We start from the raw sequence: 26107 nt of genomic DNA, 5'->3' as shown, positions 1-26107 counted from the left end.
GGCCGGGCCCGCAATCGCGGACCCGGCCGGCCTTTCACTACTTGATCAGCTTCCAGGGGCCGTTGGGGTCGCCGGGCGCCTGGTTGCGGCTGTACCACCGGGCTTCGTACACGTGGTTCGCGTACGTCACCCGGTCTCCGGTGTTGTACACCGTCGTCGGGGTCCACGCCGCCGGTCCGCCGCCCGGTGCCGGTGGGGCGATCTCCTCCCACGGGCCTTTCGGGTCGCCGGGGGCCTGGTTGCGGGTCCACCAGCGGGCGCGGAACTTCTTGTCCTTGTACAGCACCGTGTCCCCGGCGTTGAAGATCCGCGACGCGGTCCACAGGGCGGTGCCGTCCTCGGCCATGGCCAGCTCCTGCCACGCCCCGTTCGGGTCACCCGGCTTCTGGTTGCTGGTCCACCAGGCGGCGGTGTAGATGCGGCCGTCGTAGGTGACCCGATCGCCGGTCTGGTACGCCTTCGTCGCGCTCCACGCCGCCGGCCCGTTCACGGTCACGGTGACCGTAGCCTGGGCGGGTTCGAAGGTCTCGCTGCCGCCGTAGGTCGCCAGCAGCGTGTGAGCCCCGGGCGTGAGGCCCGGCGGGAGCTTGAACGTCGCCGCGAGCTCGACCAGCCCGACGGTGCCGCGAACCTTGTCGCCCTCCCGCAGCTCGACCGTACCGCTGACGGGCAGCCCGCCGGCGTCCGCCTTGACCGTGACGGTCGCCGCGGTTCCCCAGTCGACCGGGTTGGTGGCGGCGCTCAGGGTGGGCCGGCCCTTCGGGGTGCGGAACACGGCCGGGTGGGCGATCGCCACGCCGCCGTCGGCGCTGCTGGCCGTGACCAGCCAGCCGTACGACGTGGCCGGGGCGAGGCCGTTCCAGGCGGCGGTCGCGGTGCCGCCCGCGGTGACCCGGTCGGTGCCGATCGTCCCCGCCGGGACGTAGGCGGCCAGCGAGTCGGTGCTGAACGACGTCTTGCGGCTGGTCAGGTCGACCGGCAGCGTGAGGTTGTCCTCGGCGCCGTTGTACCGCGGTTTGGTCTGGCTGCCGTCCTGGCGGATGTCGTACTCGGTCGCCCCGTAGTTGTTGAGGAACGGCGAGTACGTGTCGATGTGCATCACCGACCGGTCGACGTCGAACTGCAGCAGGCGCAGGAAGCTCGCGCCGAACTGCAGCCGGTCGCTGGCCTTGTGATCGACGGTGCCGTCGCCGTTGACGTCGATGTTGCCGCTCGCGTCGACCAGCGTCGGCCACAGCTCACCGGCCGGGACCGTGTAGAACTGGTAGTCGGCGAGCAGCTCGACGACGTCGTGGGTGACGGTGACGCCGACCTTGGTCTTGAGGTTGGTGCCGACGCCGTGCTCGTGGCCCGCGAGGACCAGGAAGACGTTCGGGTTGGCCTCGACGACCTGCTTGTACAGCGGCGACCCGTCCGGCGCCGAGAAGTCCGCGCCGCGCCCGTCGGGGTTCGTCGACGGCTTGAGGTAGTCGTGCGAGAGCAGGATGCCGTTGCGGTCCTTGTACTTCTTGAAGATCGAGTCCGCCCACTTCGCCTCCTGCGCGGTGACCCCGTAGGAGAGGCCGACCGCGACGAAGTCGAGGCCGCCGGCGGAGAACAGCACGTAGTTGTTCTGGTTGTCCTTCCCCGGCTTCCCGTTCGCCTCGTCCCACGCGTGGTACTCGGTCCCGGCGGGCCAGGACTTCGCCACGTTGTAGTACCGGTCCGCGCTGAACGTCTTGCTGAACCGCGAGTCGGGGCCGGTCTCGGCGCCGAGCTGGTCGTCGTGGTTGCCGGCGATGACCTGGTTGACCACGCCGTGGTCGTCGAGGGTCTTCTGGAAGCCCGACGCGGCCGCGAGTTCCTTGTCGACCTGCTCGTTGAGGCCGGGCCGCTTCAGCGAGCCGTCCGGGTTCTTGGCGAGCGGGTCGTAGTAGTCGTTCTCGATGATGTCGCCGGTGTGCGCGGTGTAGGCGATCTTCCGGCTGCCGGCGTTGTCGGCGATCCACTGGGTGGTGTCGCTGTACGCGGCCGCCCAGATCGCCTGTTCCTCCGCCGTCTCGACGTCGGAGGCCTCCGCCTTGCCGTTCCAGTTGTCGTAGGTGCCGCCGGCGGCGCCCTCGGTGAGGTACTGGGTGTCGGTGAAATGCGCCAGGGCAAAGTCGTACGAAGCCGGGTCCTCGAAGTGGTCCTTGTCCTGCTGCGCGGTGGCGTCGCGGGGCGAGAGGTCGTCGGCGAACGGGTCCTCGCCGGTGACCAGGACGTGGACGGTGCCGTTGTCGCGGTAGGCCTCGGCGACCTGGGTGGCGAGGACCGTGCTGTGCTCGGCCTGGCCCCGCGAGCTGGTCAGCGCGTCCCAGCGCTTCGCGGCCGGGTTCCACGCCCGCAGCGCCACGACCCGCTCGGGGTCGATGGTGCCCTCCCAGCGCAGCGTCGGGTCCGCGGCGGTGCCGACATTGATGTCGTACCGCTGGAAGACCACGTCCCGGCCCGACGGCGTGGCGATCGCCTTGCCGTCCAGCGGGCGCAGCGAGTTCACGTCGACGCTGCCGTCGTGGGCCACGTCGAGCGCGGTCGGCACGGCGGCCGCCGTCCCCTGGTATCCGCCGGTGGGCAGGACCACGTCGGCCTTCGTGAACGTGGCGGTCAGCGCGACGCCGGCCGCGCCGGGGATCTTCGCCGAGAGGTTCGCCGACGGGGCGTTGACGCCGCCGGTGAGGGTCGCGGTGAGGTCGGCCGGCACGTCGGGGATGTCGGCGCTGGTGAAGTGGATCTGCCGGGTGGCGGTGTTGCCGAGCGTGTCGGTCGCGGTGACCGCGATCGTGTGCGCGCCGGCGGGCAGGCCGTGGCCGATCTGGTCGCCCTGGTTGACCGCCTTGCCGTCGAGCGTGATCGCCGGCTTGCCGGCCACGCCGGAGGCGTCCTTGACGTCGACGACGAGCGCGACGGTGGAGGTGAGCCGCTGCCCCTCGGCCGGAACACTGCCGGCGACCTGGGGTGCGGTGTTGTCGACGGTGAACGTGCGGGTCGAGGTCTTGTCACCGACGACGGCCTTGATGGTGTGGGTGCCGTCGGCGAGCGTCGTGCTGTCCACGTCGGCGCGCTTGCCCGCGGCCGGGGCGCCGGCGACGTCGAACATGATGGTCTTGTTCAGCGTCGCGTTGAACGAGCTGCCGCAGGTGCCGTCGCCGATGTACACCGTCACCGGCTGGCCCGCGGGGTAGCTCGCGGAGCCGATGGTCACGGTGTTCTCGGCGATCATCCTGGTCAACTGGGTCGCGGTGCCGCCCGCCGGGGCGAGCTGGAAGTCGCGCAGGGTGAAGTCGTCGTAGTTGTCGCAGCCGCCCTTGGCGCTGCCGTGGTCGCTGCCGGCCAGGAACTCGACCGTGTTCACGCCGGGCACGAGCCACTCGTTCGGGAAGCTGAGGTCAGCGACCTCCTTCTCCCAGATGCCGAGGTCCAGCGGGATGCCGTTGATGCGCACCATGTTGTCGAAGCCGTTGTCGGCGCCGTTGCCGCCGACGAAGAACTTCAGGTGCGCGTCGCCCGCCGCGGCCAGGGTGTCGACGGTGCGGGTGGTCGGGGCACCGGCGATGTCGAAGTGGAACTCGGCCTCCTTGTTGGGGCCGCAGGTGCCGTCGCCCAGGGCGAGCGAGGCGTCCGTCGTCGCCGTCTTCGTCACGGTGGTACCGCTGGTGGTCACCAGGTAGGTGGTGCCGTTGGTGACCGTGCCGGCGGTGCCGGGCGCCAGCTGCGCCGAGACGCGCGTGATGCGGAAGTCGTCGTGGTTGGCGCAGGTGGCACCGTTCAGGGTGCCGTTGTAGTCGCCGGTCTTGACCTGGATGACGTTGTCGCCGTTGTGCAGGAACCGGTTCGGGAACTTCAGCGCGACGGTCTCCTGCCCGGCCACGCCGTAGTCGCCGCCGAGGTCGACCCGGTTGCCGTTGACGAGCAGGTAGTTGTGGTACTTCGCCTCGGCCGAGTTGCCGGCCTCGATGGTGAGCCCGAGGGTGGCGGTGCCGGCCGCGAGCGCCTCGGCGTTCTCGGCGGGCCGGTCGTCGATGGCCAGCGACTCGACCGGGCCGGCCACGCCCGCCGGCAGCGCGGCGATCACGGGCCGGGTGCCGCGCACGAGGGCGCCGTCGGCCGGGGTGATGCTGGGCGCGCCCGCGGGGGCGTTGTTGACGTTCACCGCGGCCTTGGTGGTGACGCCGGACTTCGTGGTCGCGGCGATGGTGTGCGGGCCGTTGGCGAGGGTGCGGGTGTCGAGGTCCGTACCCAGACCGGCGGTGCCGCCGTCACCGGAAACGACGAAGGTCAGGTCCTGGGTGAGCAGGTGCGGGCTGCTGCCGCAGGTACCGTCGCCGAAGCTGTAGCTGAAGGAGTTCTGCTCGCCGTCGGCGACGACACCCAGCAGGCTGAGGCTGATGCTCGACAGCGGGAAGTCGTCGTAGTTCGGGCAGCGCAGGCCCTCGCCGAACGGCAGCTGGTTGACCCCGACGGCGCCCGCGTTGGTGGTGTCGACCCAGTTCCAGCCGGCGTGCACGGTGATCGTGTTGACGCCGGGGTGCAGCCACTCGCCGGGGAAGCCCAGCGAGCCGGCGCGGCCGCCGGGGATGTCCGGGAAGTACACCCGGTCGGCCTCGGCCGTGTGATCGTTGACGGTCATGTAGTTGTGGTAGCGGGCCTCGGTGCCGTTGCCGCCCATGTCGAAACCGAAGTGCGCGGTGCCGGCCGTCGGCTTGGCGTCGATCGCCCGGCCGTCCACGGTGAGCGCGGTGACCGGGTCGTTCTCGATCGTCGGCTCGGCCTCGATGCGGGTCGTGCCCTCCAGCGTGCGGCCGTCGCCGACGTTGAGGACCGGCGCGCCGGTCGCGGACGGCGCGTCCTCGGCGCCGGCGCCTTGCGGCCCGATCGCGGCGCTGGTCCCCGCGACCAGCGCAACGGTGAGCGCGGAGGCCATCAGCCGCCGCGTGCGTTGCCTCATGGCTTCGCTATCTCCTTTGCTTTGCGTTTCTTGACGAACAGGAGCGCAGCCGCTCCCGCGAGCAGGAGGCCGCCGACGACCGCCCCGAGCTGCAGGGCGGCGCTGCGGCCGAGACCCGCGCCGGGGGCTGCGGCGCCGAGGGGCCAGTCGTGGGAGTCCTCGCCCTGGCGGTACACCGCGCGCTCGCCCTTCGGGCCCGTCGCCAGGGTCTGGTACGCGGGATTGAGGTCGGTGAGCATGTGCACCGCGACCGTGGCGGTGCCGACCGGCCCGGGGCACGTGTAGTCGACGGTCACGCCGCTCTTGGCCAGGTCGGAGGGCGGCTCGACGGTGCCGGTGCAGGCCTTCCCGCCGCCGGCGACGGTGATCTGCTTGAGCAGGTAGGCGGCGAAGCGGTCGGAGGGGCCGATGGCGGCGGCGTCGGAGTCGCGGTAGAACACGGCGCCGTCGAGCATCACGCGGTCCTTGGGCAGCAGCCCGAGCGAGACGCCGAGCAGTACCAGGTCGTCGAGGCCGCCGGCCTTCCAGCGCACGCGCACGACCTCGGGCCGGGCGCCGTCCAGCGCGATCGAGACGGTCTGCGGGTCGCCGAAGGGGTGCGCGGCGGCCGGCCCGGGCGTGCTGCCCAGGGCCGCGGCGATCCCGGCGGCGACGGCCGCGGCCAGGCGGCGTCGGTGGTGCTTCACGAGCGCGGACTCCGGTTGTGCAGTTGGTCGGCCGCCGACTATTCCGGCCCCGCGCGAGCATCAGGCAACGCGAACGTGAACGTTGATGATCAAAAATGCCGCGTGATCATGGCGCTCGCCGGTCACCCGGCCCCGGCGCAGCGGCGTACGGCGGCGATGCCCTCCCCGGCATGTTGGAGAATCGACGGCATGATCTTCGGCAACGGACAGCGGGTCCTGTTCATCGGCGACAGCATCACCGACTGCGGCCGCACCGGCCCCCTGGCGCCGCACGGCGACGGCTACTTCAACCTGCTCCGCTCCCTGGTCACCGCCCGCCACCCCGAGGTCGCCCTCACGTGGCTCAACCGCGGCGTCTCCGGCGACACAGTCCGCAACCTGCGCCAGCGCTGGTCCCGCGACGTGCTCGACGAGCGCCCGGACTGGCTGTCGGTGATGATCGGCATCAACGACGTGTGGCGCGCGTTCGGCGACCGCCCGCACGAGGCCGTGCCCATCGACGAATACGAGTCCACGCTGCGCGCCCTGCTGACCGAGGCGGTGGAGGCGACCGGCTGCCGGCTCATCGTCGGCACACCGTACTTCATCGAGCCGGACCTGACCGACCCGCAGCGCGCCCAGAGCGACCGGTACGCCGCGGTGGCGCGCCGCATCGCCGCCGAGCACGGCGCACTGCTGGTCGACACGCAGGCCATGTTCGACGATCTGCTGACCCACCGCCCGCCGTCGGCCTGGGCCCCGGACCGCGTCCACCCGGGCATCGAGGGCCACGCCGCCCTGGCGCTGACGTTCCTGAGCACCATACAGTGACGTAACTTCGACGCAGAGCAACGGGATCCGCGAGGATTTGTTGGCGGGCTGTAGGATTAGGTTGATTGATCTGCGCGGGACCGGCCGAAACCGTGCCGTTCACTCGACCGCCCGACGACCGCACTCCGACCGCACCACTTCGCCGCCCGGCAGCCCCTGTCACCCGCTCCGACCACCCACGCTCCGTGCCGACCGGCGGGCCCGGCGCGCTCGCCACGAACCGGGCCGCGCGGGTTCCGGAAGCCAGGCCGCGGGTTTCGGACGGGCCGCACGGGTTTCGGACGGGCCGCACGGGTTTCGGACGGGCCGCACGGGTTTCGGACGGGGCGCGTGGGTTCCGGAAACCAGGCCACGGGTTTCGGGAACCGGGGCGCGCGGGTTTCGGGAACCGGGGCGCGCGGGTTTCGGGAACCGGGGCGCGCGGGTTTCGGGAACCGGGGCGCGCGGGTTTCGGGAACCGGGGCGCGCGGGTTTCGGACGGGGCGCGGTGGACGGGCTGGTCAGCGGTGCGGGTCGACGAGGAGCTTGGGGCCCTGGCCGGCCGCCGCCGGGCGGTGGCCGGCCAGGGCCGCGGCCACCTCGTCCAGCCCGATGGTCGCGCCGACCAGGGGGCGCGGGTCGACCGAGCCGTCCGCGTAGGCGGCGATCGCGCCCGCCAGGCCGGCCGACGCGCCGAGGATGCCGACCGCGGTGACGTCCTTGAGCACGGCCTCGCGGGTGTCGACGGGGCTCGGGACGCCGGACAGCCCGATGTACACGATCCGGCGGCCCGGCTCGACCAACTGCAGGGCCAGGGCCGGGGAGGTGGGGTCGTTGGTGGCGTCGACGACCGCGTCCCAGGGCAGGCCGGGCAGGTCGGGACGGGTCCAGACGCCCGCGAAGCCCAGGTCGCGGGCCAGGTTCAGCTGCGGCTCGTCGCGGCCCAGCAGGTGGACCTCGGCGCCGCGGACCCGGGCGAAGAGGGCCGTCAGCAGGCCGATCGTGCCGGTGCCCAGGACCAGCAGGCGCTCGCCCGGCGCAACGGCGGTGGCGTCCGCGCAGCGCAGGGCGTTGCCGCCGGGCTCGACCAGGGCGCCGGCGGCCGGGTCCAGGGGCGGGGGCAGCGGGTGCAGGGTACGGGCGGGGACGGCCAGGCGCTCGGCCAGGGCGCCCGGGATCGCGCCGCGGATGCCGACCTCGTCGCGGGCGGCGCAGACGTGGTGGCGGGACGTGCGGCAGCGGTGGCACCGGCCGCAGCCGATCATCGTGTCGCCGGTGACCCGCCGGCCCAGCCAGGCCGCGTCGACGCCCGGGCCGAGCGCGCTCACCGTGCCGCACCACTCGTGACCGGGGCGGATCGGGTACGTCGTGATGCCCGTCTGCACGTAGCTCAGCTCGCCGGTGAACAGTTCCACGTCGGTGCCGCAGACGCCGGCTCGCTCCACGTCGACGACCACCTCGCCGGGGGCGGGCACCGGATCGGCGACCTCGCGGACCCCGGCCTCGCCCGGCGCGGTCAGGACCAGCGCCCGCATCGTCACGGCGTCCAGTAGACCGGGGGCTGGCCGGTGGCGTCGACCCTGGCGGTGAACAGGCGGCCCGAGGCGGGGTTGGCCGCGCGCAACGGCGACGGGACGCCCCGCGCGGCCGTCGTGATGACCAGGACGTCCAGGTCGGGGCCGGCGAAGGTCACGCTCGAGGTGTTGGGGGCCGCCACCTCGACCACGGCCCGCAGCGAGCCGTCGGGGCCACGGCACTCGACGCGGCCGCCGCCCCAGATGGCGATCCACAGGTTGCCGGCCGCGTCCACGCACAGGCCGTCCGGGTGGCCGTCGGCGATCGTGAGCAGGTCGCGGCGCTCGCCGACGCGGCCCGTGGCCGGGTCGTAGCCGCGGGCGTGGACCACGCCCGGCAGCGTGTCGACGCTGTAGAACTCGGTGCCGGACGGGCTCCAGGCCAGGCCGTTGGACAGGTCCAGGTCGGCGTCGAGCACGGTGACCTCCCCGCCGTCCAGCCGCACGAGCACCTCCTCGCCCCGGCGGTCGTCCTGCGCCAGGCTGCCGACCAGGAAGCGGCCGGCCGGGTCCACCGCGCCGTCGTTGAGCCGGCTCGCGCGGCCCTCGGGCAGGACCCGGGCGACGAACGTGCGGGTGCCGTCCGGATCGACGCGGGTCAGCACGTGGCGCTCGGCGACGAGCAGCGCGCCGTCGGCGGCCGGGGCGACAGCGCCGACGGTGTCCGGGAACTCCCACGAGCCGATCGGCACGACGGCCGGGCCCAGGCGGCCCTCGTGCACCGTGTTGGCCAGGATGTCGACCCACAGCAGCCGGTCCCGGACCGGGTCCCACACCGGCCCCTCGCCGAGAGCGTACGCGTCGGCGCTGGCCGGTCGGGCGACGTATCGCGCAGGCATGGATCGAATGGTAGATCGAGACAGCTCACCGGCGGTACGGTTGCGGAGCAGCGCGTTGAGGAGGGCTCATGGCCGCACGGCGCAGCGCCCAGTGGTATTCCGGCGACGACCGCAACAGTTACATCCACCGCGCCTGGATGCGCCGGGGACTGCCCGCCGACGCGTTCGACGGGCGGCCGCACGTCGCGATCGCCAACACCGCCTCGGATCTCACGCCGTGCAACGCGCACCTGGACGAGGTCGCGCGCAGCGTCGCCAACGGCGTCTACGAGGCCGGCGGCATCCCGCTCGACCTGCCCGTGGTGTCGCTCGGCGAGACGCAGGTCCGGCCGACCGCGATGCTGTGGCGCAACATGGCCGCGATGGCCACCGAGGAGATGCTGCGGGCCAACCCGATCGACGGCGTCGTGCTGCTCGGCGGCTGCGACAAGACCATCCCGGCACTGCTCATGGCCGCCTGCTCGGTCGGCCTGCCGGCGGTCGTGGTGCCCGGCGGGCCGATGCTCACGGGCACGTTCCGGGGCGTGCCGCTGGGCTGCGGCACCGACGTGTGGAAGCTCTCCGAGGAGGTGCGCGCCGGGACCCTGTCGCCGCGGGCGTTCCTGGACTCCGAGTCGTCGATGATCCGCAGCCGCGGCCACTGCAACACCATGGGGACCGCCTCGACGATGGGGCTGCTCGCCGAGGTGCTCGGCATGACGCTGCCCGGGATCGCCGGCATCCCGGCCGCCGACTCCCGGCTGCTGGCCGCCGCGCACGCCACCGGCGTCCTCGCCGTCGAGCTCATCGACAGCGAGCGGCCGCCGGGCGCCGTGCTGAGCCGTGGATCGTTCCGCAACGCGATCGTCGCGCTGGCGGCGCTGGGCGGATCGACCAACGCCGTCGTGCACCTGCTCGCCATCGCCGGGCGGGCCGGCGTCGCGCTGGGCCTGGACGACTTCGACCGCTTCGGCGCGGACGTACCGCTGCTGGCCGACCTGCAGCCGGCCGGCCGCTTCCTGATGGAGGACCTGCACCGCGCCGGCGGCCTGCACGCGGTCCTGGCCGAGGTCGCCGACCTGCTCGACCCGGCCGCGCTGACCGTCACCGGCCGCCCACTCGTCGAGCACCTCGCCGACGCCCGCATCTGGGACGGCGAGGTGATCCGGTCCCGCGCCGAGCCGCTGCGGCCGCGGGCCGGGATCGCCGTGCTGCGCGGCAACCTGGCCCCGGACGGCGCGGTCATCAAGCCGGCCGCCGCGTCGCCGCACCTGCTGCGCCACCGGGGCCCCGCCGTCGTCTTCGACTCCGTCGAGGATCTGCACGCCCGCATCGACGACCCGGGGCTGGACATCACCGCCGACTCGGTGATCGTGCTGCGCGGGTGCGGCCCGAAGGGGTACCCGGGCATGCCCGAGGTCGCCAACACCCCCATCCCCGCCCGGCTGCTGGCGCGCGGCGTCCGCGACATGGTGCGGGTGTGCGACGGGCGGATGAGCGGCACGGCGTACGGCACGGTCGTACTCCACGTCGCTCCCGAGGCGGCCGCCGGCGGACCCCTGGCCCGTGTCCGCACCGGGGACATGATCGTGCTGGACGTGCCCGCGCGCACGCTGCACGCCGAGGCCGACCTCGCCGCGCGGGAGCCGTCGGGCGAGTTCCTGGCCGCGCTCGCCCGGCCGCGGCGCGGGTGGGAGAAGCTCTACGTCGACACTGTGCTGCAGGCCGACACCGGTGCCGACCTGGACTTCCTCCTCGGCGCCAGCGGCGAGCGGGTCGCCCGCGAGTCGCACTGAACGCGATCGGTTCTGAACCGGCAGTGCACGCGCCGCGTGGTGGTGCTCAGGCCTCGGGCTCCAGCAGCGGGAACACGCGTGCGACGACCGCGACCGGGCCGGCACCGGCGGGGCGGCGCCGCTCGCGGTGGGCGTAGCCGGCGATGAGCGCGCGCACGGCGCCGGCCAGCTCGGTCATCTCCCGCGGGGTGAGGTACACGACCTGGCTGAAGGCCTCGTCGCGCCGCCACCGGCCGGGCGCGGCGTCGCGCATGGCGAGCCACCGGCGGTAGCTCTCGTCCTCCAGGCCCCGGTTCAGCTCGCTCTGGTCCAGTGCGCTTTGCAAAGGCGCGACCTCCACCAGGCGCCACGGCTTCGCCCGGCCGCGGGCGGGGATGACCTCCTCGACCAGGCCGTAGCGGGCCAGCTGGCGGAGGTGGAACGAGTGCAGCCCGGAGCTGCCGCCCAGCTCGCGGGCCGCCTCCGTGGACGTCACCGTGCCGCGCTCGCGCAGCAGCTCGACGAGGGCCACCCGGATCGGGTGGCTCAGGGCGGCCTCCTCGGCCTGTCGGGACGTCACTTTGCAAAGTATGCTGCTTTGCAAAGCTGACCGCAATCGTGAGTGAGGCTGAACCCATGAGCGTTGTCCCGGTCCGGATCTTCGGGGACCCGGTGCTGACCACCGCCGCGGACGAGGTCACCACGTTCGACGCCGAGCTGCGCCGGCTCGTCAAGGATCTGTTCGACACGCTGCGGGCCGAGCAGGGCTCGGGCCTCGCGGCGAACCAGGTCGGCGTCGGGCTGCGGGCCTTCGTCTTCCACGTCGACGGGGTGTCCGGGCATCTGGTCAACCCGGTGCTGGACTTCCCGGACGAGCAGGAGCAGGACGGGCCCGAGGGGTGCCTGTCGATGCCCGGCCTCTACTTCGACACCGTGCGGCGCCAGCACGTCGTGGCCAAGGGGTTCTCCGACCGCGGCGACCCCGTCCAGGTGGTCGGCACCGGCGAGCTGGCACGGTGCCTGCAGCACGAGACCGACCACCTCGACGGGGTCATGTTCATCGACCGGATGGACGCGCGGCGGCGGCGCGAGGCCATGCGGGCGATCCGGGACGCGCCGTGGTTCGGCCAGGGTGCCCCGCGGGTGAAGATGAGCCCCCACCCGCTGTTCGGCAGGATCCGTTAGACCAGCAGCCGGACGGGCGCGCGGCGCAGCCAGGTGTCCAGGGCCAGGACCTGCTCGATCGCGCGGCGGGCGGCGCCGAAGCCGTCGTGCTCGTAGGGTGCGGCGGCCAGCTCGGTGATCCGCTGCGGGTCCAGCAGGGCGGCGGCGGGCGAGTCGGCGCCGAGCGTGGTGAGGTTCTCGCGCAGGGCCCGCTCGTACCGCTCGTCCTGCGTCGACGGGTACGGGCTCTTGGTGCGGTTCACCACCGAGGCCGGCAGGACGTCGGCGGTCGCGGCGCGCAGCAGGCTCTTCTCCCGCCCGTCGAAGGTCTTCATCGACCAGGGCGTGTTGTAGACGTACTGCACCAACCGGTGATCGCAGTACGGCACCCGCACCTCCAGCCCGTGCGCCATACTCATGCGGTCCTTGCGGTCCAGCAGCACCTGCACGAACCGGGTCAGGTGCAGGTAGGACACCTCGCGCATGCGCCGGTTGTGCGGGTCCGGGTCGTCGCCGTACTCGACCTCGGCGAGCGCGGCCCGGTAGGCGGCGGCGCGATACTCCGGCACCGCGAGGGTCCGGACCAGGCCGGGCTCCAGGGCGCTGCCGGCCAGCTCCCCCAGCGCGAGCCAGGGGAACGTGTCGGACTCGATGACCGACGGGTCGTGGAACCACGCGTAGCCGCCGAAGACCTCGTCGGCCGCCTCGCCGGACAGGGCCACCGTGGAGTGCTCGCGCACGGCCCGGAACAGCAGGTAGAGCGACGTGTAGATGTCACCGCCGGACGTCGGGGCGTCCATCGCGTCGATCACCGCGGCCCGGGCGAGGGGGTCCATCAGGCTCGCCGAGTTCAGCACGATGTCCTCGTGGTCGATGCCCACGTGCTTGACCACGTCGTGGACGAACGGGGTGTCCGGGGTGGCGCGCATCGGGTCGGGCCGGAAGTGCTCGGCCTGGCCGACGAAGTCGACGGCGTAGGAGCGCAGGCCGGTCAGCGCCGTGTGCGCGAGCGTGGTGATGGCCGAGGAGTCCAGGCCGCCGGAGAGCAGGGCGCACAGCGGCACGTCGGCGACGGTCTGGCGGGCCACGATGTCCTCGAGCAGGGCGCGCACGGTCCGTACGGTGGTGTCGACGTCGTCGGTGTGCTCGGCGTAGGACGGGCGCCAGTACTGCCGCCGATGCGGGCCGGCCGCGTCGACCCGGATGAGCTCACCCGGTACGACCTCGTGCAGGTCCCGGTAGACGCCATGGCCGGGCGTCTTGACGAACGCGAGCAGCTCGCGCAGGCCGTCGACGTCCACGACCGCCTCGGCCAGCGGGTGCGCGAAGACCGCCTTCGGCTCGGACGCGAACAGCACCGAGCCGGGCACGCCCGTGTAGTAGAACAGCGGCTTGACGCCCATCCGGTCGCGCACGAGCAGCAGCTGCTCGCGGCCGACGTCCCACACACCGAAGGCGTACATCCCGTTGAGCCGGTCCACGAAGTCCTCGCCCCACTGCAGGTAGGCGCGCAGCACGACCTCCGTGTCGGAGTCGGTCCGGAACGCGTGCCCGTGGCCGCGCAGCTCCTCGCGCAGCTCGCGGTAGTTGTACAGCTCGCCGCTGTAGGTGATCGCGGCGACCGTGCCGCCGTCGTGCTCGACGGTCATCGGCTGGTCGCCGGTGACCAGGTCGATGACGGCGAGCCGGCGGTGGCCGAACGCGACGTGCTCCCGCACCCAGAGCCCCTCGGCGTCCGGGCCGCGCAGCGCCATCGTGCCGGTCATGGCCCGCACGGCGGCGCGCTCGGACCGAAGGTCACGGGAGTGGTCGACCCAGCCGACGATTCCACACATCTGACACACCTCCCACCGCGGAACTCTGCCCATGTGACGTACCGCTAACCGCGCTCGTACGGGGGCATGCTGCGGGTGAAGAGGCCGCTGACCGGGATCCACATCCTCCGTACTGTGTGGGCAGTGTGCGGGCACCGTTGGTGGGTTCGGGCGCCCGCCGCGCGCAGGCTCGTCGCATGACATCGACGACGAGCGCCCAGGCGCTGCCGAATACTCAGGAGATGGTGGTCATCCACCGCGTGTTCCGCCGCGAGCTGGCGGCGATCCCCGGGCTGGCCCGGGCCGTAGCCAGCGGCGACGCGGCCCGGGTGCGGGTGGTGGCCGAGCACACCGGATTCGTGCTGGGCTTCCTGCACGCCCACCACTCGGGCGAGGACGAGCTGCTGTGGCCACTGCTGCTGCGGCGGGCGGCGCCCGCGGCGGCGCTGGTGCACACCATGCAGGAGCAGCACCACGGGATCGAGGAGCGCGCGGACGCGGCCGCGGAGGCGCTGCGCGCGTGGTCGGCGACGCTCACGGCGGCGGCCGGCGAGCGGCTGGCGGCGGCGGTGGACGGGCTGCGCGAGGCGCTGCTGGTGCACCTGGACCTGGAGGAGCGCGAGATCCTGCCGCTGGTGACGCGGCACGTGAGCGCGGCGGAGTGGGCGGCGCTGGCCGAGCACGGCAAGAACGCCACCCCGCGCCGGCAGCTGCCGCTGGTCTTCGGCGCCATGCTGGAGGGGGCGACCGCGGACGAGCGGGCCGCGCTGCTGGCCGCGGTGCCGGCCCCGATCCGCTTCTTCCTGCGCACCGCGGGGGCGCGGCAGTACCGCACCCACGTCACCCGCCTGCGCGCCGGCTGACCGCTGCGGCGACCTCGGCGAGGCGTTCGGGGCCGAGCAGGCGCCCGTCCTCGAACGCCGCCTGGAAGGCCGCCTCGCCGAGCGCGGCCCGCACGGCCTCGGCGTCGCCGGCCGCGCCCCGGCGCGACGCGGGCACCCGCCCGCCGGCCGTGACCGTCGTCGCGCCGGCCGAGGCGACGGCCCCGAGCAGGCGCGCCGCCGCCTCGAGCTCGCCGAGGCGCGCGGCGACGGCGGCGAGGGCCGGCAGGGCGTAGGCGAGGCTCCACTGGTTCCCCGCCGCCACCGACCGCGCGACCGACTCGGCCAGCAGCCGGGCGGTCGTCCGATGGTCGCCGGCGGTCTCGGTGACGGTGGCCCGCATGTTGAGGATGGTCGCGATCGCGAACGGGTTGCCGCCGTCGCGAGCGGTCGCCTCGGCGTCGTCGAGCCGCGCGGACGCCGCACCGAGGTCCCCGGCGAGGATCGCGACCTGGGCGCGGACGCCGTGCAGCAGCGCTCCCGCCGACCGATCCCCCGCGAAGCGTTCATCCCCCGCGAACCGATCGGGCACGGTGGCCAGCACCCGCTCGGCCGTGTCCGTGTCGCCGACGTACACGGCCGCGAGCGCCGTGATCGCCGCGGTTTCGGCGAACATCCACGGTTCGGCGCGTTCGAAGGCGGCCGCGGCCCTGGCCCGGGCCGCGGGGAGGTCCCCGAGGGCGTAGGACAGGACGGCCGCGGCGGCGATCGCGCACGGGGTGTCCGGGGCGGTGGCGAGCCAGGCCAGCCCCTCGGCGGCGTGGCCGCGTAGCGCGAGGTACAGCCACAGGTCCCAGATCATGGCCGCGGCCGCTTCCGGGTCGGTCGCGAGCAGGCGCTCGACGGCGGCCGCCAGGTCGGCGTGCGCGGCCTGCAGGGCGTCGAGGACCACCGGCAGGTCCTCGCCCCGCCGGCCGGGGCGGGCGTCGGCGGCGACCGCGCGGAAGTGGCGCGCGTGCCGGTCGGCGGCCGCGGCGGCGTCGGGCCCGGCGGCGAGGCGGCGCAGCGCGTACTGCCGGATCGGCTCCAGCAGCCGGAACCGCGTGTCGCCGCCGGGCGTGGCCGGGGCGCGGGCGACGAGGGACTGCTCGACGAGCGCGCCGAGGTCGCCCAGCACGTCGCCGTCGCCGACCGCCTCGGCCGCCGTCAGGGTGAACGGCCCGCGAAACGCCGCGAGCCGCGCGAACAGCGCGCGGGGGGCCGGGTCGAGCAGGTCGTGGCTCCAGTCGACGGTGTCCTGGACGCTCTGCTGGCGCTCCGGCAGGTCGCGCGGGCCGCCGCGCTGCTGCAGGGCCTGGTCGAGGCGCTCCAGCAGGGCGGCGGGCTCCAGGACGCGGGCGCGCGCGGCGGCCAGCTCCAGGGCGAGTGGCAGCCCGTCCAGGCGCCAGCAGATGGCGGCGAGCGTGGCCGCGTTGTCCGGCGTGACCTGCAGCGGGGCGCCCATCGCGGCCGCCCGGTCGAGGAACATGGCCACGGCCGGGGCCCGGGCGACGTCCCCGGTGCCGGCGGCGACCGCCCACGCGTCGGGCACCTCGAGCGGCTCGACGACGACCTCGTGCTCGGCCCGCACCCGCAGCGGGGAGCGGCTGGTGGCCAGGACGGCCAGGTCCGGGCAGCGCTCGACGAGCGCGGCGATGCCGGCCGCGCAGCCGGGCAGGTGCTCGAGGTTGTCGAGCACGAGCAGCATCGCCCGGCCGGCCAGGTGCGCGGCGAGCGCGTCGAGGACACCGCCCCGGCGGCGCTGCTCGGCGATGCCGAGCAGGCCGGCGACGGTGTCGAGGACGCGGTCCGGGTCGCGGAGGGCGGCGAACTCGGCGATGGCGTACCCGTGCCGGAACCCGGCCGTCTCCGCCACCCGCAGGGCCAGGCTGGTCTTGCCGACGCCGCCCGGCCCGGTGAGCGTGACGAGGCGCCGCCGGCGCAGCAGCGCGGTCACCGTGGCGACCTCGGCGTCCCGGCCGATCAACGCGGGCGCGGAGGCGGAGGCCCGGGCGGGCGCGGAAGCCGGGGCGGGAGCCGGGGACAGCAGCTCGGCGGTGTCGACGCCGAGGGCGGCGGCCAGGGCGCGGACGGTGTGCTGGTACGGGCGGCGGCGCAGCCCCCGCTCCAGCGACCCGATCGCGTTGACGCTGAGCCCGGCCCGCTCGGCCAGCTCCTCCTGGGTGAGGGCGCGCCGCTCCCGCAGCCCGCGCAGCCGCTCGCCGAAGGACTCGCTCATGTGGGCATTGTGGCCGCACGGCGCTCGGCCCGGGCCGGAATGAGCCGCCACACGGCGAGCTGGACCAGCGACAGGACCACGGCGAACGGCATGAGGGTCCAGATGCCGACGTGCTGGGCGAGCCAGCCGGCCAGCCACGGCAGGGCCGCGCCGCCCAGCAGCGAGACGCCGTTCATCACGCCGATGGCGGTGGCGACCAGGGCGGGCGGCACCAGCTGCGGCACGACCGCCATCGCGGTCGGGAACAGCGGGCCGAGGAAGAAGCCGAGCAGCACGAAGCCGGCGGTCGCGGCCGGGGCGGTCGGGGCGGCCCACAGCAGCGCCGAGCCGGCCGTCACGCCGGCCAGGCACGTGGTGGCCATGCCGGCCGGGCGCATGCCGAAACGCGTGGCGACCGGGCTGATGAGGAAGCGGCCCAGGGTGAGCCCGAGCCAGTAGCCGCTGACCGTGTACCCCGCGACGACGTCCGGCTCGCCGTGCTCCTGCACCAGGAAGGTGAACGCCCACGTGCCGACGCCGATCTCCAGCCCGACGTACACGGCCAGGAAGAGCGAGCCGAGCACCACGGCGGGGCTGCGCACCGCGTCGCGCAGGCCACCGCCGGGCGGGTGGGGCGCGTCGGCGGAGCGCTCCGCGGCCGGTGCTCGGCGCGGGTACGCGATGAGGAACCCGGCCCCCAGCGGGACGCACAGCGCGGCGAGCACCAGCCACACCGACGTCCAGTCGAGGTACTGCAGCAGCCAGGCCGCCAGCAGCGGCCCGAGCAGCGCCCCGACGCCGAAGAAGGCGTGGAGCCGGTTGAGCAGCGTGGTCGAGTTCGGCAGCTCGGTGAGGAAGACGTTGAGGATCGACTCGAGGATGCCGGTGCCGTAGCCGACGAGCAACTGCACGGCGACGAGCGCGGCGAACGCAGGCCGGGCCGCCATCACCAGCGCGCCGGCGGCATAGGCGGCGACGCCGATGACCAGGGCCATGCGCACGTGGAGACGGTGCAGCAGCGCCCCGGCGGTGGCACCGGCCGCCATGTACCCGGCCGAGGAGGTGAAGAAGGTGACGCCGATGGTGGCCTCGTCGACGCCGTAGTCGGCCATCTGCGCCGGGATGAGGACACCGCCGACGCCCGCGTTGAGGCCGACGAGAGCGAAGGCGGCGTACGAGAGCAGGACGGGCGCCAAACCGGGACCGCGCGTAAGGTTCACGCGCCGTATGGTGACCTTATTCCGACGTTCCCGCCACCACCGGGCCGACGGTGGCGCGGTTGACGCCGTCGGCGGAGCACTCCTGGACCGGCCACGGGACGAAGCCGGCGGCGGTCTCGTCGGGCAGGTAGACGCGGTAGCCGGCCACCTGGACCGGCCCGCAGCCGGGGAAGTTGCCCGGCTGTCCCCAGTGGACGAGCACGTGCGCGGCCTGGCGCGGCTGGAGCGTGACGAGCTTGGGCTCGGTGCCGCGGTCCCGCTCGGCGGGCTGGTTGACCGGCTGCCCGGACGCGCCGGTGACCCAGGAGACGCCCGGGTAGCCGAACAGCGTGCAGGTCCGCGCGGACGTGTTGGTCAGCAGGATCCAGCCGTACACGCTGCCCGCCGCCCCGCCGCCGGGCGCGTCCTGGGCGCTCAGCCCGATCTCGCCGGAGTGGCAACGCCGGGAGCCGCCGTCCTCGCTCGGGCCGGCCCCGCCGGACTGCGGCGGGGCCGAGGCGGCCTGGGCTGTCGCCGGGCCGGTCGACCGCGCCGCCGAGGTGTCCCCGGCGTCGCCGGAGCAGCCGGCCGCCGTCAGGACCAGGGCGAACGGGGCGATGGTCAGCGCAAGCTTACGTCGCGTCATGGTGACCTCCTCCTGGCTTTCCGGTTACCCGAGGCGCGGCACCCAGGAACATCCACGAGTGTTGAGTTACAAAATTTGTAACCTGTAACATCTCCGGGGTACGGTCCCCGGGTGGAGATGAGACGACTCGGCACCGACGGCCCGCTCGTGCCCTCGATCGGTCTCGGCTGCGGCCCGATGTCCGCCGGAACCCCCGACCCCGATCGCGACGCCGTCAGCGTGGCCACGATCCGCGCGGCGATCGACGCCGGCATCACCCTGATCGACACCGCCGACTTCTACGGCACCGGCCACAACGAGTGGCTGATCCGCAAGGCCCTGCGCGAGGCCGGCCGCGACCGCGTCGTGATCAGCGACAAGTTCGGCGCCCTGCGCGATCCCGCCGGCCGGTTCGTCGGCATCGACGCGCGCCCGGCGTACCTCAGGAGCGCGGTCGCCTACTCGCTGCAGCGCCTCGGCACCGACCACATCGACATCTACCGCCCCGCGCGGCTCGACCCCGCCGTCCCGATCGAGGACACCGTCGGCGCGATCGCGGAGCTGGTCGAGGCCGGCTGGGTGCGCCACATCGGCCTGTCCGAGGTCGGCGCGCAGAGCATCCGCCGGGCCCACGCGGTGCACCCGATCGCGGACCTGCAGATCGAGTACTCGCTGTTCAGCCGCGGCGTCGAGCGGCAGATCCTGGCGACCTGCCGCGAGCTCGGCATCGGTGTGACCGCCTACGGAGTGCTCGCGCACGGCCTGCTCACCGGGGCGTACACCGGCGGCGGCGAGGTCGGCCACCTGCCCTGGTTCCACGCCGGCAACCTCGAGACCAACCTGGCCCTCGTCGAGCGCCTGCGCCCGATCGCGCGGGCCCGCGGCGTGAGCGTCGCGCAGCTCGCCGTCGCCTGGGTCCTGTCCCGCGGCGAGCGGATCGTGGCGCTGGTCGGCGCGAGCCGCCCCGGCCGCGTCCCCGACGCCGTGGCCGCGGCCGGGATCGCCCTGAGCGACGCCGAGCTGGCCGCGATCGAGGAGGCGGTGCCTGACGGCGCCGTCGCCGGCACCCGCTACGCGGCACCGCTGATGGCCATGCTCGACAGCGAGCGCTAGGGTCGGCGGTGATGGCCGCGCTGGACGCCGAGACGATCATGCTCGCCACGGAGAACGTCCTGCGCCGCTACGGGCCCGCGAAGGCGACCGTGGTCGACGTCGCCCGGGCGCTGGGCGTCAGCCACGCGGCCGTGTACCGTCACTTCCCCTCGAAGACGGCGCTGCGCGAGGCGGTGACCCGCCGCTGGCTGGGCCGCGCGCACGACGAGCTGGCGGGCCTCGCCGCCGACGCGCACCGCCCGCCGCCGCAGCGCCTGCACGCCTGGCTGCGCGCGCTGTACGACACCAAGCGCGGCACGGCCCGGACCGATCCCGAGCTGTTCGCGACCTACGGCGTGCTGGCCCAGGAGAACAGCGCGGTCGCCGCCGAGCACGTCGCGGCGCTGCTGCACCAGCTGGAGACGATCGTGGCCGCCGGGGTGGCCGCGGGTGACTTCGCCGCCGCCGACCCCGCGGCCGCGGCCCGCGCGGTGTTCGCGGCGACCGCCGCCTTCCACCACCCGGCCCACGTCGCCGAGTGGCGCCGCGACGACCGCGACGAGCTGTTCGCCGGCGTCTGCGCGCTCGTCGTCAACGGCCTGCGCCCCGGCGGTTAGCGGGAGCGGCTCGCCAGGGCGTCCAGGAAGGCGGCGATCGCGGCGCGCTGCTCGGGCCCGGTCCAGCCGGCCAGGATCTGCGCGGTCTCGACCGGCTCGTGCTCGTCCATGCGCTCCACGGCGTCGCGGCGCAGCTGGGCCTTGGTCAGCGCGAACGTCTCGGCCGGCAGCACGGCCAGGCGGTCCGCCTCGGCCAGGGCCCGCTCCAGCAGCTGCGCGGGCGGGACCACGGCGTCGATCAGGCCGGTGCCGACGGCCTCGGCCGGGGACCTGGTGCGGGCCGACAGCACGAGGTCGTTCGCGTGGTGGCCGGTGGCGTGGCGCAGGACCTCCATCGGCACGGTCGGATACGGCACGCCGACCGCGAGCTCCGTCACGCCGATCGTGCCGCCCGACATGAAACGGCGGTCGCACGCGGCGGCCAGGATGCAGCCGCCGGCGATGGCGTGGCCGTTGACCGCGGCGACGACCGGGCGGGGGTGGCCGAAGACCGCGCGGCACGCGGCGCCGAGGGCGGGCAGGAAGGCGGCCGTGTACTGTGCGCCGCCGTCCAGCACCCGGCGCAGGTCCACGCCGGCGCTGAAGCACGGGCCCGCGCCGGTCAGCACGACCGCCCGGCCGCGCAGGGCGGCGAAGGTGTCGCGCAGCGCGGTCAGCAGCTCCAGGTCGAGCGCGTTGACCTTGCCGTGGTGCATGCGCACGACGCGGACCGCGCCGTGCTCCTCGACGTCGATCACTCAGCGACCGTACCCCTCCCGACCGGGTCAGCACCGGCTCACGCGGTAGAACACGGCGCCGTGCGCGGGCACCCGGCTGCCGATCGGCTCACAACTCGCGCCCGGAAGATCCGTCATGGGAGGTTGTCACGTCGGGATCCCTTCGAGGATGCGGTCGGCCCAGCGGTCCATGAGGGCCGGGTCGTGGGTGACGAGCAGGACGCCGGTGCCGTGGTGGCGCTGATGCTCGGTGATGACGGCGGCGACGTGGGCCTGGGTGGAGGCGTCGAGCATGGTGGTGGCCTCGTCGCAGAGCAGGTAGCCGGGCCGATGGACCAAAGCGCGGGCCAGACACGCCCGTTGCAGCTGCCCGTCGCTGACGGCGTGCGGCCGGCGGCGCAGCAGGTCCGGGGTGAGCCCCACGGCGTCGGCGAGCTCGGCCACCCGCGGCGCGACCGCATCGGCGGGGCGGCGCAGCGCGCGCAGCGGCTCGGCGATGAGCTCGGCGAGGCTGAGGCGGGGATCGGCGGCGGCGCGCGGGCTCTGAAAGAGCACACCGATGCGGATGCGTATGGCGGCGGGCACGCTGAAGCGAGTACCGGTGACGGGTTCTCCGTCGATGCTGATGTGGCCGCGGTCGGCCCGGTGCAGCAGGGCCAGGACGCGCACGAGGGTCGACTTGCCGCAGCCGGACGGGCCGCGCAGGCCGACCGTCTCGCCCGGCGCGATGTGCAGGTTGGCCCGGTCGAGGACGGTGTGGCGGCCGTAGGCGACGGTGATGTCGTGTGCGGCGAGTCCGGGGGAGCCGGTCATCGGGCGCCCGCCCGGGTGAGCGGGTGGTGGCAGGCCGCACCGTCGGCGGTGGCGGGCTGGACGGTGCAGGCGTCGTCGGTGTGGGCGCAGCGCGGCGCGAACGGGCACCCGGCGGGCAGGGCGGTGAGCATCGGCGGGTGGCCGGGAATGGGCCGGAACGCCCGGCCGGGGAGGGCGTCGAGCAGGCCCGCGGTGTAGGGGTGGGCCGGGGCGGCGAACAGCTCGGCCGCGGGGCGGTGCTCGACGATGCGGCTGGCGTACATGACGGCGACGGTGTCGGCGACCCGTTCGGCGGCGGCGAGGTCGTGGGTGATGAGCAGCACGGCGGATCCGTTGTCGCAGCGGCGGCGCAGCAGGTCGAGGGTGTGGTCGACGAGGAGACGGTCGAGGCCCGCGGTGGGCTCGTCGGCGATCAGGACCGCCGGGTCGGGGGCGAGGGCCAGGGCGGTGGCGAGCCGCTGGGCCATGCCGCCGGAGAGCTCGAACGGGTACCGGGCGAGGTCGTCCGGGTCGAGGCCCGCCTCGGCGGCGACCCGGTCGGCGTCGGTGGCGGGGCGTCCGTGGACCTTCAGCGTCTCGGCGAGCAGGGTGCGGCCGGTGCGGACCGGGGTGAGGGCGGTCGCCGGGCTCTGCGGGATCAGGCCGACGTGGCGGCCGCGCAGGTCCCGGACGGGTGAGTTGTGTGGTCCGAAGCAGACGGTGCCGGTGACGGTGGCGTTGGCGGGCAGCAGGTCGAGGACGGCGTGGGCGAGGACGGATTTGCCGCAGCCGGACTCGCCGACGACGGCGAGGAGCTCGCCGCGGTGCAGGGTGAGTGCGAGGTCGGTGACGGCGTGGACGACGGCGTCGCGGAGCCGGAACCGCACGTGCAGGCCGTCGATGGACAGGACCGGTGGCTGGGTGGTCATAGTTGCAGCTCCGCTCGGACGCGGGGGTCGAGGCGGTCGCGCCAGTGGGCGGCGAGCGCGGCGACGGCGAGGGTGACGACGACGATGGCGGCGCCGGGGGTGAGGCTGGCCCACCAGGCGCCGGTGAGCAGGGACCGCTGCCCGTCGTTGATCATGTTGCCGAGGGAGGCGAGGTGCGGGGGCAGGCCGAGGCCGAGGAACGACAGGGCGGTCTCGTGCCATACCGCGTGGGGGATCATGAGCGTCGTGGCGAGGGCCATGCGCGGCAGGACGTGCGGCAGGAGGTGCCGGGTGAGCACCCGGGCCCGGCCGGCGCCGCCGGCGATGGCGGCGTCGATGAAGGGGCGGGTGCGCAGGGAGAGCAGCTCGGCGCGGACGATCCGGGCGGTGGACAGCCAGTGGGTGAGGCCGATGGACAGGACGACGGCGCCGAGGCTGGGCCGCAGCATGGCGACGATGAAGATGCCCAGCAGCAGGTGGGGCAGGGCGGCGACGGTGTCGACGATCCGCATGAGGATGCGGTCGGTCCAGCCGCCGACGGTGCCGGCGAGCGCACCGACGGCGCCGCCGATGAGCGCGGCGACGAGGGCGGCGACCGCGCCGACGAGCAGCGAGACGCGCAGCCCGTAGAGGGTGCGGTGGGCGACGTCGCGGCCGAGGTCGTCGGTCCCGGCCGGGTGCGTCCAGGAGGGCGGCTGGTTGATGCGGTCGAGCGCGACGGCGCTCTGGTCCAGCGGCCAGATCAGCGGCACGAGGAGGCAGGCGACGAGGACTGCCGTGAGCACGATTCCAGCGGCGGTCGCGCCGCGGGTTCCGGGTCGTAGCCATCGCAGCGGCCGCCGGGCGGCGCGCGGTACCAGTGCCTTGTCAGCCATCGAGGCGCACCCTGGGGTCGGCGGCGGTGTAGGCGAGGTCGGCGAGCAGGTTGGCGGTGAGCACGACGGCGGTGGTGACGAGGGTGGTCGCGGCCAGGAGCGGGAAGTCGCTGCCGAGGGCGGCTTGGACGGTGACCGCGCCGAGGCCGGGCAGGGAGAAGACGGTCTCGACGAGGACTGCGCCGCCGACGAGTTCCGGCAGGTGGGTGCCGATGAGGGTGAGGAACGGCAGCAGCGCGGTGCGCATCGCGTGGCCGAACAGCACGACCCGGCCGGGCAGGCCGCGGGCCCGAGCGGCGAGGACGTAGTCGTCGCGGAGGCTGTCCGCGACGGCGTCGCGGACGAAGAGCAGGAACCACGGTGCCTGAGAGATCGCCAGGACCGTCACCGGCAGGACGAGATGGTGGGCGACGTCGGCGGGATGGGTACCGTCGGCGGCGATGTCGGTGAGCCCGCCGGCCGGGAACCAGCCCAGCGCGAGGGCGAACACGGTGATCGCGGCGAGCGCGAGCCAGAAGACGGGCATCGCCTCCACGGCGTACGCGGCCGCGCGCAGCCCGCGGTCGAGCAGCCCACCGCGCCGATACGCCGCGAGCGTGCCGAGGGCGAGGCTGGCGAGGAGGACCAGGGCGAGCGCGGCGCCGACGAGTAGGAGCGTCCAGCCGGACCGGGCGGCGAGCACGGACGTGACGGGCTCGTGGCGGCTGGTGGACCAGCCGAGATCACCGCGGAGGAGGTTGGTAATCCAGCGCCAGTACTGCACGGGCAGCGGGTCGTCGACGCCCCAGTTCGCCCGCAGCTGGGCCAGGTTCTCCTCGGTCGCGGTGAAGGCAGCGGCTCCGGCGTACTGCTGCGCCGGGTCGTACGGCGACGCCGCGCCCAGGACGAACATGCCCATGCTGGTGACGGCGAGGACGGGGACGGCGACGAGCAGTCGCCGCCGCACGACCCGCGCGGCGTTGCTCACGCCTTCGTCCAGGTGTGCAGGTTCCACCACAGGCTGTTGGCGACGTCGTGCTCGTGCGCCTCGACCCGCGGCTGCACGCCCCTGACCGTGCTCCGCACGACGTAGGTGTGCTTGAGGTACGTCAGGAACACCCATGGCACATCCGCGGCGAGCTGCCGCTGCAGCCGGCCGTAGGCGTCCTTGCGGGCGGCGGTGTCGGCGTGGTCACGGCCGTCCTGCAGCGCCTTGTCGGTCTCCGGGGAGTTGTAGAAGCCCGGGTTGAAGTACGCCTCGCCCGCGAACTTCGAGCCGAACAGCTTGAAGGAGGTGAAGTCCGGGTCGTACGGTGTGCCCCAGCCCATGGCGAGCGCGTCGGCCTTCATCCGCGGCGTGATCGCGTCCCACGTCAGGCCCTCCGGGTTGACCTGGATGCCGAGTTTCTTCGCGTCAGCGGTGAACGCAAGGGCGAGCTCCTTGCGCAGGCTGTCGGTGGCCGGGTACATGACGGTGAACGCGGCCTTCTGGCCGGCCTTGGCCCGCACCCCGTCGGCGCCGGTGACCCAGCCGGCCGCGTCGAGCAGGGCCGCGGCGGCCGTGGCGTCGGCGGCGGGCTTGCCGGCGGTGGCGGCCTCGTAGAACGGTGACGTCGGCGGGATCGGCCCGTACGCCGGCTCGCCCGCGCCGCCGAGGACGCCGGTCACCATCGCGGCCCGGTCGACACCGGCGTTGAGCGCGCGGCGCACGGCGACGTCGCCGGTGACAGGGTTGCCCATCGGCAGCATGATGCCGCGGTAGTCGGCGCTGGAGACCCGCTCCACCCGAAACCCGGACACGGTGTCGAAGCCGGCGGCGAGCTTCGGGGCCAGCTCGGCCACGTCGAACTCGCCGGCCCGGGCCCGCTGCGCCCGGACGTTGTCGTCGGCGACGAACGCCACGACGACCCGCTGGTTCGCGGGCTTGCCGGCGAAGTACCGCTCATTCGCGCTCAGTACGAGGCGGTCCCCGGCGGTCCAGCTGTCCACCTTGTACGGTCCGGTGCCGACCGGCTTCTGGTTGAACGCCGCCTTGTTGATGTCCTGCCCCTGCAACGCCTTCGCCGGCACGATGCCCAGCGCGAGGCGCTGCGGGAACGGCGCGTACGCGTACTTCAGCGCGAAGACCACCGTGGACGGATCCGGCGCGCTGACCGACTCGAGCATGTCGAGGTCGGAGCGCAGCGTCGAGTCGACCTTCGGGTCCATGACAGCCTGGTAGGTGAAGACCACGTCCGCGGCGGTCAACGGCGACCCGTCGTGGAAGACGACGCCGTCGCGCAGCTTCGCCGTCACCGTTCGGCCGTCGGCCGACACCGTGGGCAGCTCCCGGGCCAGAGCGGGGACGAGCTGGTTGCCGGCGTCGCGGGTGACGAGCCCGTCGAAGATGAGCGAGGCGCCGTCGACACCGTAGTTCAGCACCGGGTTGAGCGTGTCCGGCTCCCCCGCCGTGGCGAGCACGATGGTGCCGGCCGAGGCGGACTGCGCCGGCGCGGGATCGGCCGAGCACGCGGCCGCGGCCAGGACCGCGGCAGCGCCGGCGGCGGCGGCGAGTCGGCGAAGGGTTCTGCGCATCCATGTACTCCGAGGTCGTATCCGCCAGGGACGGCGGGCTCGCCG

21 protein-coding genes are annotated in these 26107 nt (G+C 74.1%); 6 read left to right on the top strand and 15 right to left on the bottom strand.

What is annotated here, in order from left to right; all coding sequences use genetic code 11:
- Window positions 1–37: 37 nt before the first annotated feature.
- Both ACQPY0_RS21475 and ACQPY0_RS21470 read right to left on the bottom strand, forming a co-directional pair.
- Window positions 38–4966 (bottom strand): carbohydrate-binding protein, encoded by a 4929-nt coding sequence (locus ACQPY0_RS21475; RefSeq protein WP_432991537.1) that lies wholly within the window; start codon window positions 4964–4966, stop codon window positions 38–40.
- A complete protein-coding gene (locus tag ACQPY0_RS21470) occupies window positions 4963–5652 on the bottom strand; it encodes a hypothetical protein (protein ID WP_432991535.1) in 690 nt (229 codons plus the stop codon). The genes ACQPY0_RS21475 and ACQPY0_RS21470 overlap by 4 nt, the downstream gene beginning before the upstream one ends.
- Window positions 5653–5841: 189 nt before the next feature.
- On the opposite strand from ACQPY0_RS21470, the gene ACQPY0_RS21465 reads away from it, so the two are divergent.
- Window positions 5842–6462, top strand: coding sequence for an SGNH/GDSL hydrolase family protein (locus tag ACQPY0_RS21465; RefSeq protein WP_432991533.1), 621 nt, complete (start codon window positions 5842–5844; stop codon window positions 6460–6462).
- Window positions 6463–6962: 500 nt separating this feature from the next.
- Here the strand turns inward: ACQPY0_RS21465 and ACQPY0_RS21460 are convergent, their stop codons facing one another.
- Window positions 6963–7976, bottom strand: a complete 1014-nt coding sequence (locus ACQPY0_RS21460) for a zinc-dependent alcohol dehydrogenase (protein ID WP_432995326.1) — start codon at window positions 7974–7976, stop codon at window positions 6963–6965.
- Window positions 7977–7978: 2 nt separating this feature from the next.
- Window positions 7979–8854, bottom strand: a complete 876-nt coding sequence (locus ACQPY0_RS21455; protein WP_432991531.1) for an SMP-30/gluconolactonase/LRE family protein — start codon at window positions 8852–8854, stop codon at window positions 7979–7981.
- A gap of 68 nt (window positions 8855–8922) precedes the next feature.
- Between ACQPY0_RS21455 and ACQPY0_RS21450 the strand changes: the two genes are divergently transcribed.
- Entirely contained in the window at window positions 8923–10629 is a 1707-nt protein-coding gene (locus tag ACQPY0_RS21450; protein ID WP_432991529.1) for a dihydroxy-acid dehydratase, read from the top strand.
- Window positions 10630–10675: 46 nt separating this feature from the next.
- Here the strand turns inward: ACQPY0_RS21450 and ACQPY0_RS21445 are convergent, their stop codons facing one another.
- Window positions 10676–11188 carry a winged helix-turn-helix domain-containing protein gene (locus tag ACQPY0_RS21445; RefSeq protein WP_432991527.1) on the bottom strand — a complete coding sequence of 171 codons (513 nt, stop codon included), beginning with the start codon at window positions 11186–11188 and terminating at the stop codon, window positions 10676–10678.
- A 56-nt stretch (window positions 11189–11244) separates the two neighbouring features.
- On the opposite strand from ACQPY0_RS21445, the gene def reads away from it, so the two are divergent.
- Window positions 11245–11793 carry a peptide deformylase gene (gene def, locus ACQPY0_RS21440; RefSeq protein ID WP_432991525.1) on the top strand — a complete coding sequence of 183 codons (549 nt, stop codon included), beginning with the start codon at window positions 11245–11247 and terminating at the stop codon, window positions 11791–11793.
- Here the strand turns inward: def and asnB are convergent.
- A complete protein-coding gene (gene asnB, locus ACQPY0_RS21435; RefSeq protein ID WP_432991523.1) occupies window positions 11790–13607 on the bottom strand; it encodes an asparagine synthase (glutamine-hydrolyzing) in 1818 nt (605 codons plus the stop codon). The two genes, def and asnB, sit on opposite strands and share 4 nt — an antisense overlap.
- Window positions 13608–13783: 176 nt before the next feature.
- Here asnB and ACQPY0_RS21430 point away from each other — a divergent pair, with 176 nt between their 5' ends.
- Window positions 13784–14449 carry a hemerythrin domain-containing protein gene (locus ACQPY0_RS21430; protein WP_432991521.1) on the top strand — a complete coding sequence of 222 codons (666 nt, stop codon included), beginning with the start codon at window positions 13784–13786 and terminating at the stop codon, window positions 14447–14449.
- Here the strand turns inward: ACQPY0_RS21430 and ACQPY0_RS21425 are convergent.
- Genes ACQPY0_RS21425 through ACQPY0_RS21415 form a run of 3 tightly spaced genes read right to left on the bottom strand, consistent with a single transcriptional unit; the run spans window position 14427 to window position 18509 of the window.
- Entirely contained in the window at window positions 14427–16685 is a 2259-nt protein-coding gene (locus tag ACQPY0_RS21425; protein WP_432991519.1) for an ATP-binding protein, read from the bottom strand. The genes ACQPY0_RS21430 and ACQPY0_RS21425 overlap by 23 nt on opposite strands.
- A complete protein-coding gene (locus ACQPY0_RS21420; protein ID WP_432991517.1) occupies window positions 16682–17884 on the bottom strand; it encodes an MFS transporter in 1203 nt (400 codons plus the stop codon). Before ACQPY0_RS21420 ends, ACQPY0_RS21425 begins: the two co-directional genes overlap by 4 nt.
- Window positions 17885–17900: 16 nt before the next feature.
- Window positions 17901–18509, bottom strand: a complete 609-nt coding sequence (locus ACQPY0_RS21415; RefSeq protein WP_432991515.1) for a DUF4232 domain-containing protein — start codon at window positions 18507–18509, stop codon at window positions 17901–17903.
- Between the two features lie 117 nt (window positions 18510–18626).
- On the opposite strand from ACQPY0_RS21415, the gene ACQPY0_RS21410 reads away from it, so the two are divergent.
- Both ACQPY0_RS21410 and ACQPY0_RS21405 read left to right on the top strand, forming a co-directional pair.
- Window positions 18627–19601, top strand: a complete 975-nt coding sequence (locus ACQPY0_RS21410) for an aldo/keto reductase (RefSeq protein ID WP_432995323.1) — start codon at window positions 18627–18629, stop codon at window positions 19599–19601.
- 11 nt (window positions 19602–19612) lie between these two features.
- Window positions 19613–20197 carry a TetR family transcriptional regulator gene (locus tag ACQPY0_RS21405; RefSeq protein ID WP_432991513.1) on the top strand — a complete coding sequence of 195 codons (585 nt, stop codon included), beginning with the start codon at window positions 19613–19615 and terminating at the stop codon, window positions 20195–20197.
- On the opposite strand, the gene ACQPY0_RS21400 is transcribed toward ACQPY0_RS21405, so the two are convergent.
- The 6 genes from ACQPY0_RS21400 to ACQPY0_RS21375 form a co-directional block, all read right to left on the bottom strand.
- Window positions 20194–20934, bottom strand: coding sequence for an enoyl-CoA hydratase/isomerase family protein (locus ACQPY0_RS21400; protein WP_432991511.1), 741 nt, complete (start codon window positions 20932–20934; stop codon window positions 20194–20196). The two genes, ACQPY0_RS21405 and ACQPY0_RS21400, sit on opposite strands and share 4 nt — an antisense overlap.
- Window positions 20935–21060: 126 nt before the next feature.
- Window positions 21061–21726, bottom strand: a complete 666-nt coding sequence (locus ACQPY0_RS21395) for an ABC transporter ATP-binding protein (protein ID WP_432991509.1) — start codon at window positions 21724–21726, stop codon at window positions 21061–21063.
- Window positions 21723–22634: an ABC transporter ATP-binding protein gene (locus tag ACQPY0_RS21390; protein WP_432991507.1), complete on the bottom strand. Its 912-nt coding sequence runs from the start codon at window positions 22632–22634 to the stop codon at window positions 21723–21725. The genes ACQPY0_RS21395 and ACQPY0_RS21390 overlap by 4 nt, the downstream gene beginning before the upstream one ends.
- A complete protein-coding gene (locus ACQPY0_RS21385; RefSeq protein ID WP_432991505.1) occupies window positions 22631–23509 on the bottom strand; it encodes an ABC transporter permease in 879 nt (292 codons plus the stop codon). The genes ACQPY0_RS21390 and ACQPY0_RS21385 overlap by 4 nt, the downstream gene beginning before the upstream one ends.
- The gene (locus ACQPY0_RS21380; protein WP_432991503.1) at window positions 23502–24476 is read right to left on the bottom strand and encodes an ABC transporter permease; all 975 of its coding nucleotides are present in this window, start codon (window positions 24474–24476) and stop codon (window positions 23502–23504) included. Before ACQPY0_RS21380 ends, ACQPY0_RS21385 begins: the two co-directional genes overlap by 8 nt.
- Window positions 24473–26062 carry an ABC transporter substrate-binding protein gene (locus ACQPY0_RS21375; RefSeq protein WP_432991501.1) on the bottom strand — a complete coding sequence of 530 codons (1590 nt, stop codon included), beginning with the start codon at window positions 26060–26062 and terminating at the stop codon, window positions 24473–24475. Before ACQPY0_RS21375 ends, ACQPY0_RS21380 begins: the two co-directional genes overlap by 4 nt.
- Window positions 26063–26107 lie beyond the last annotated feature (45 nt).

The organism is Dactylosporangium sp. CA-233914, assembly GCF_050942935.1.
GTDB lineage: Bacteria > Actinomycetota > Actinomycetes > Mycobacteriales > Micromonosporaceae > Dactylosporangium.
The sequence above is the reverse complement of the archived record's forward strand: the minus strand, read 5'-3'. Positions and strand labels throughout refer to the sequence as shown.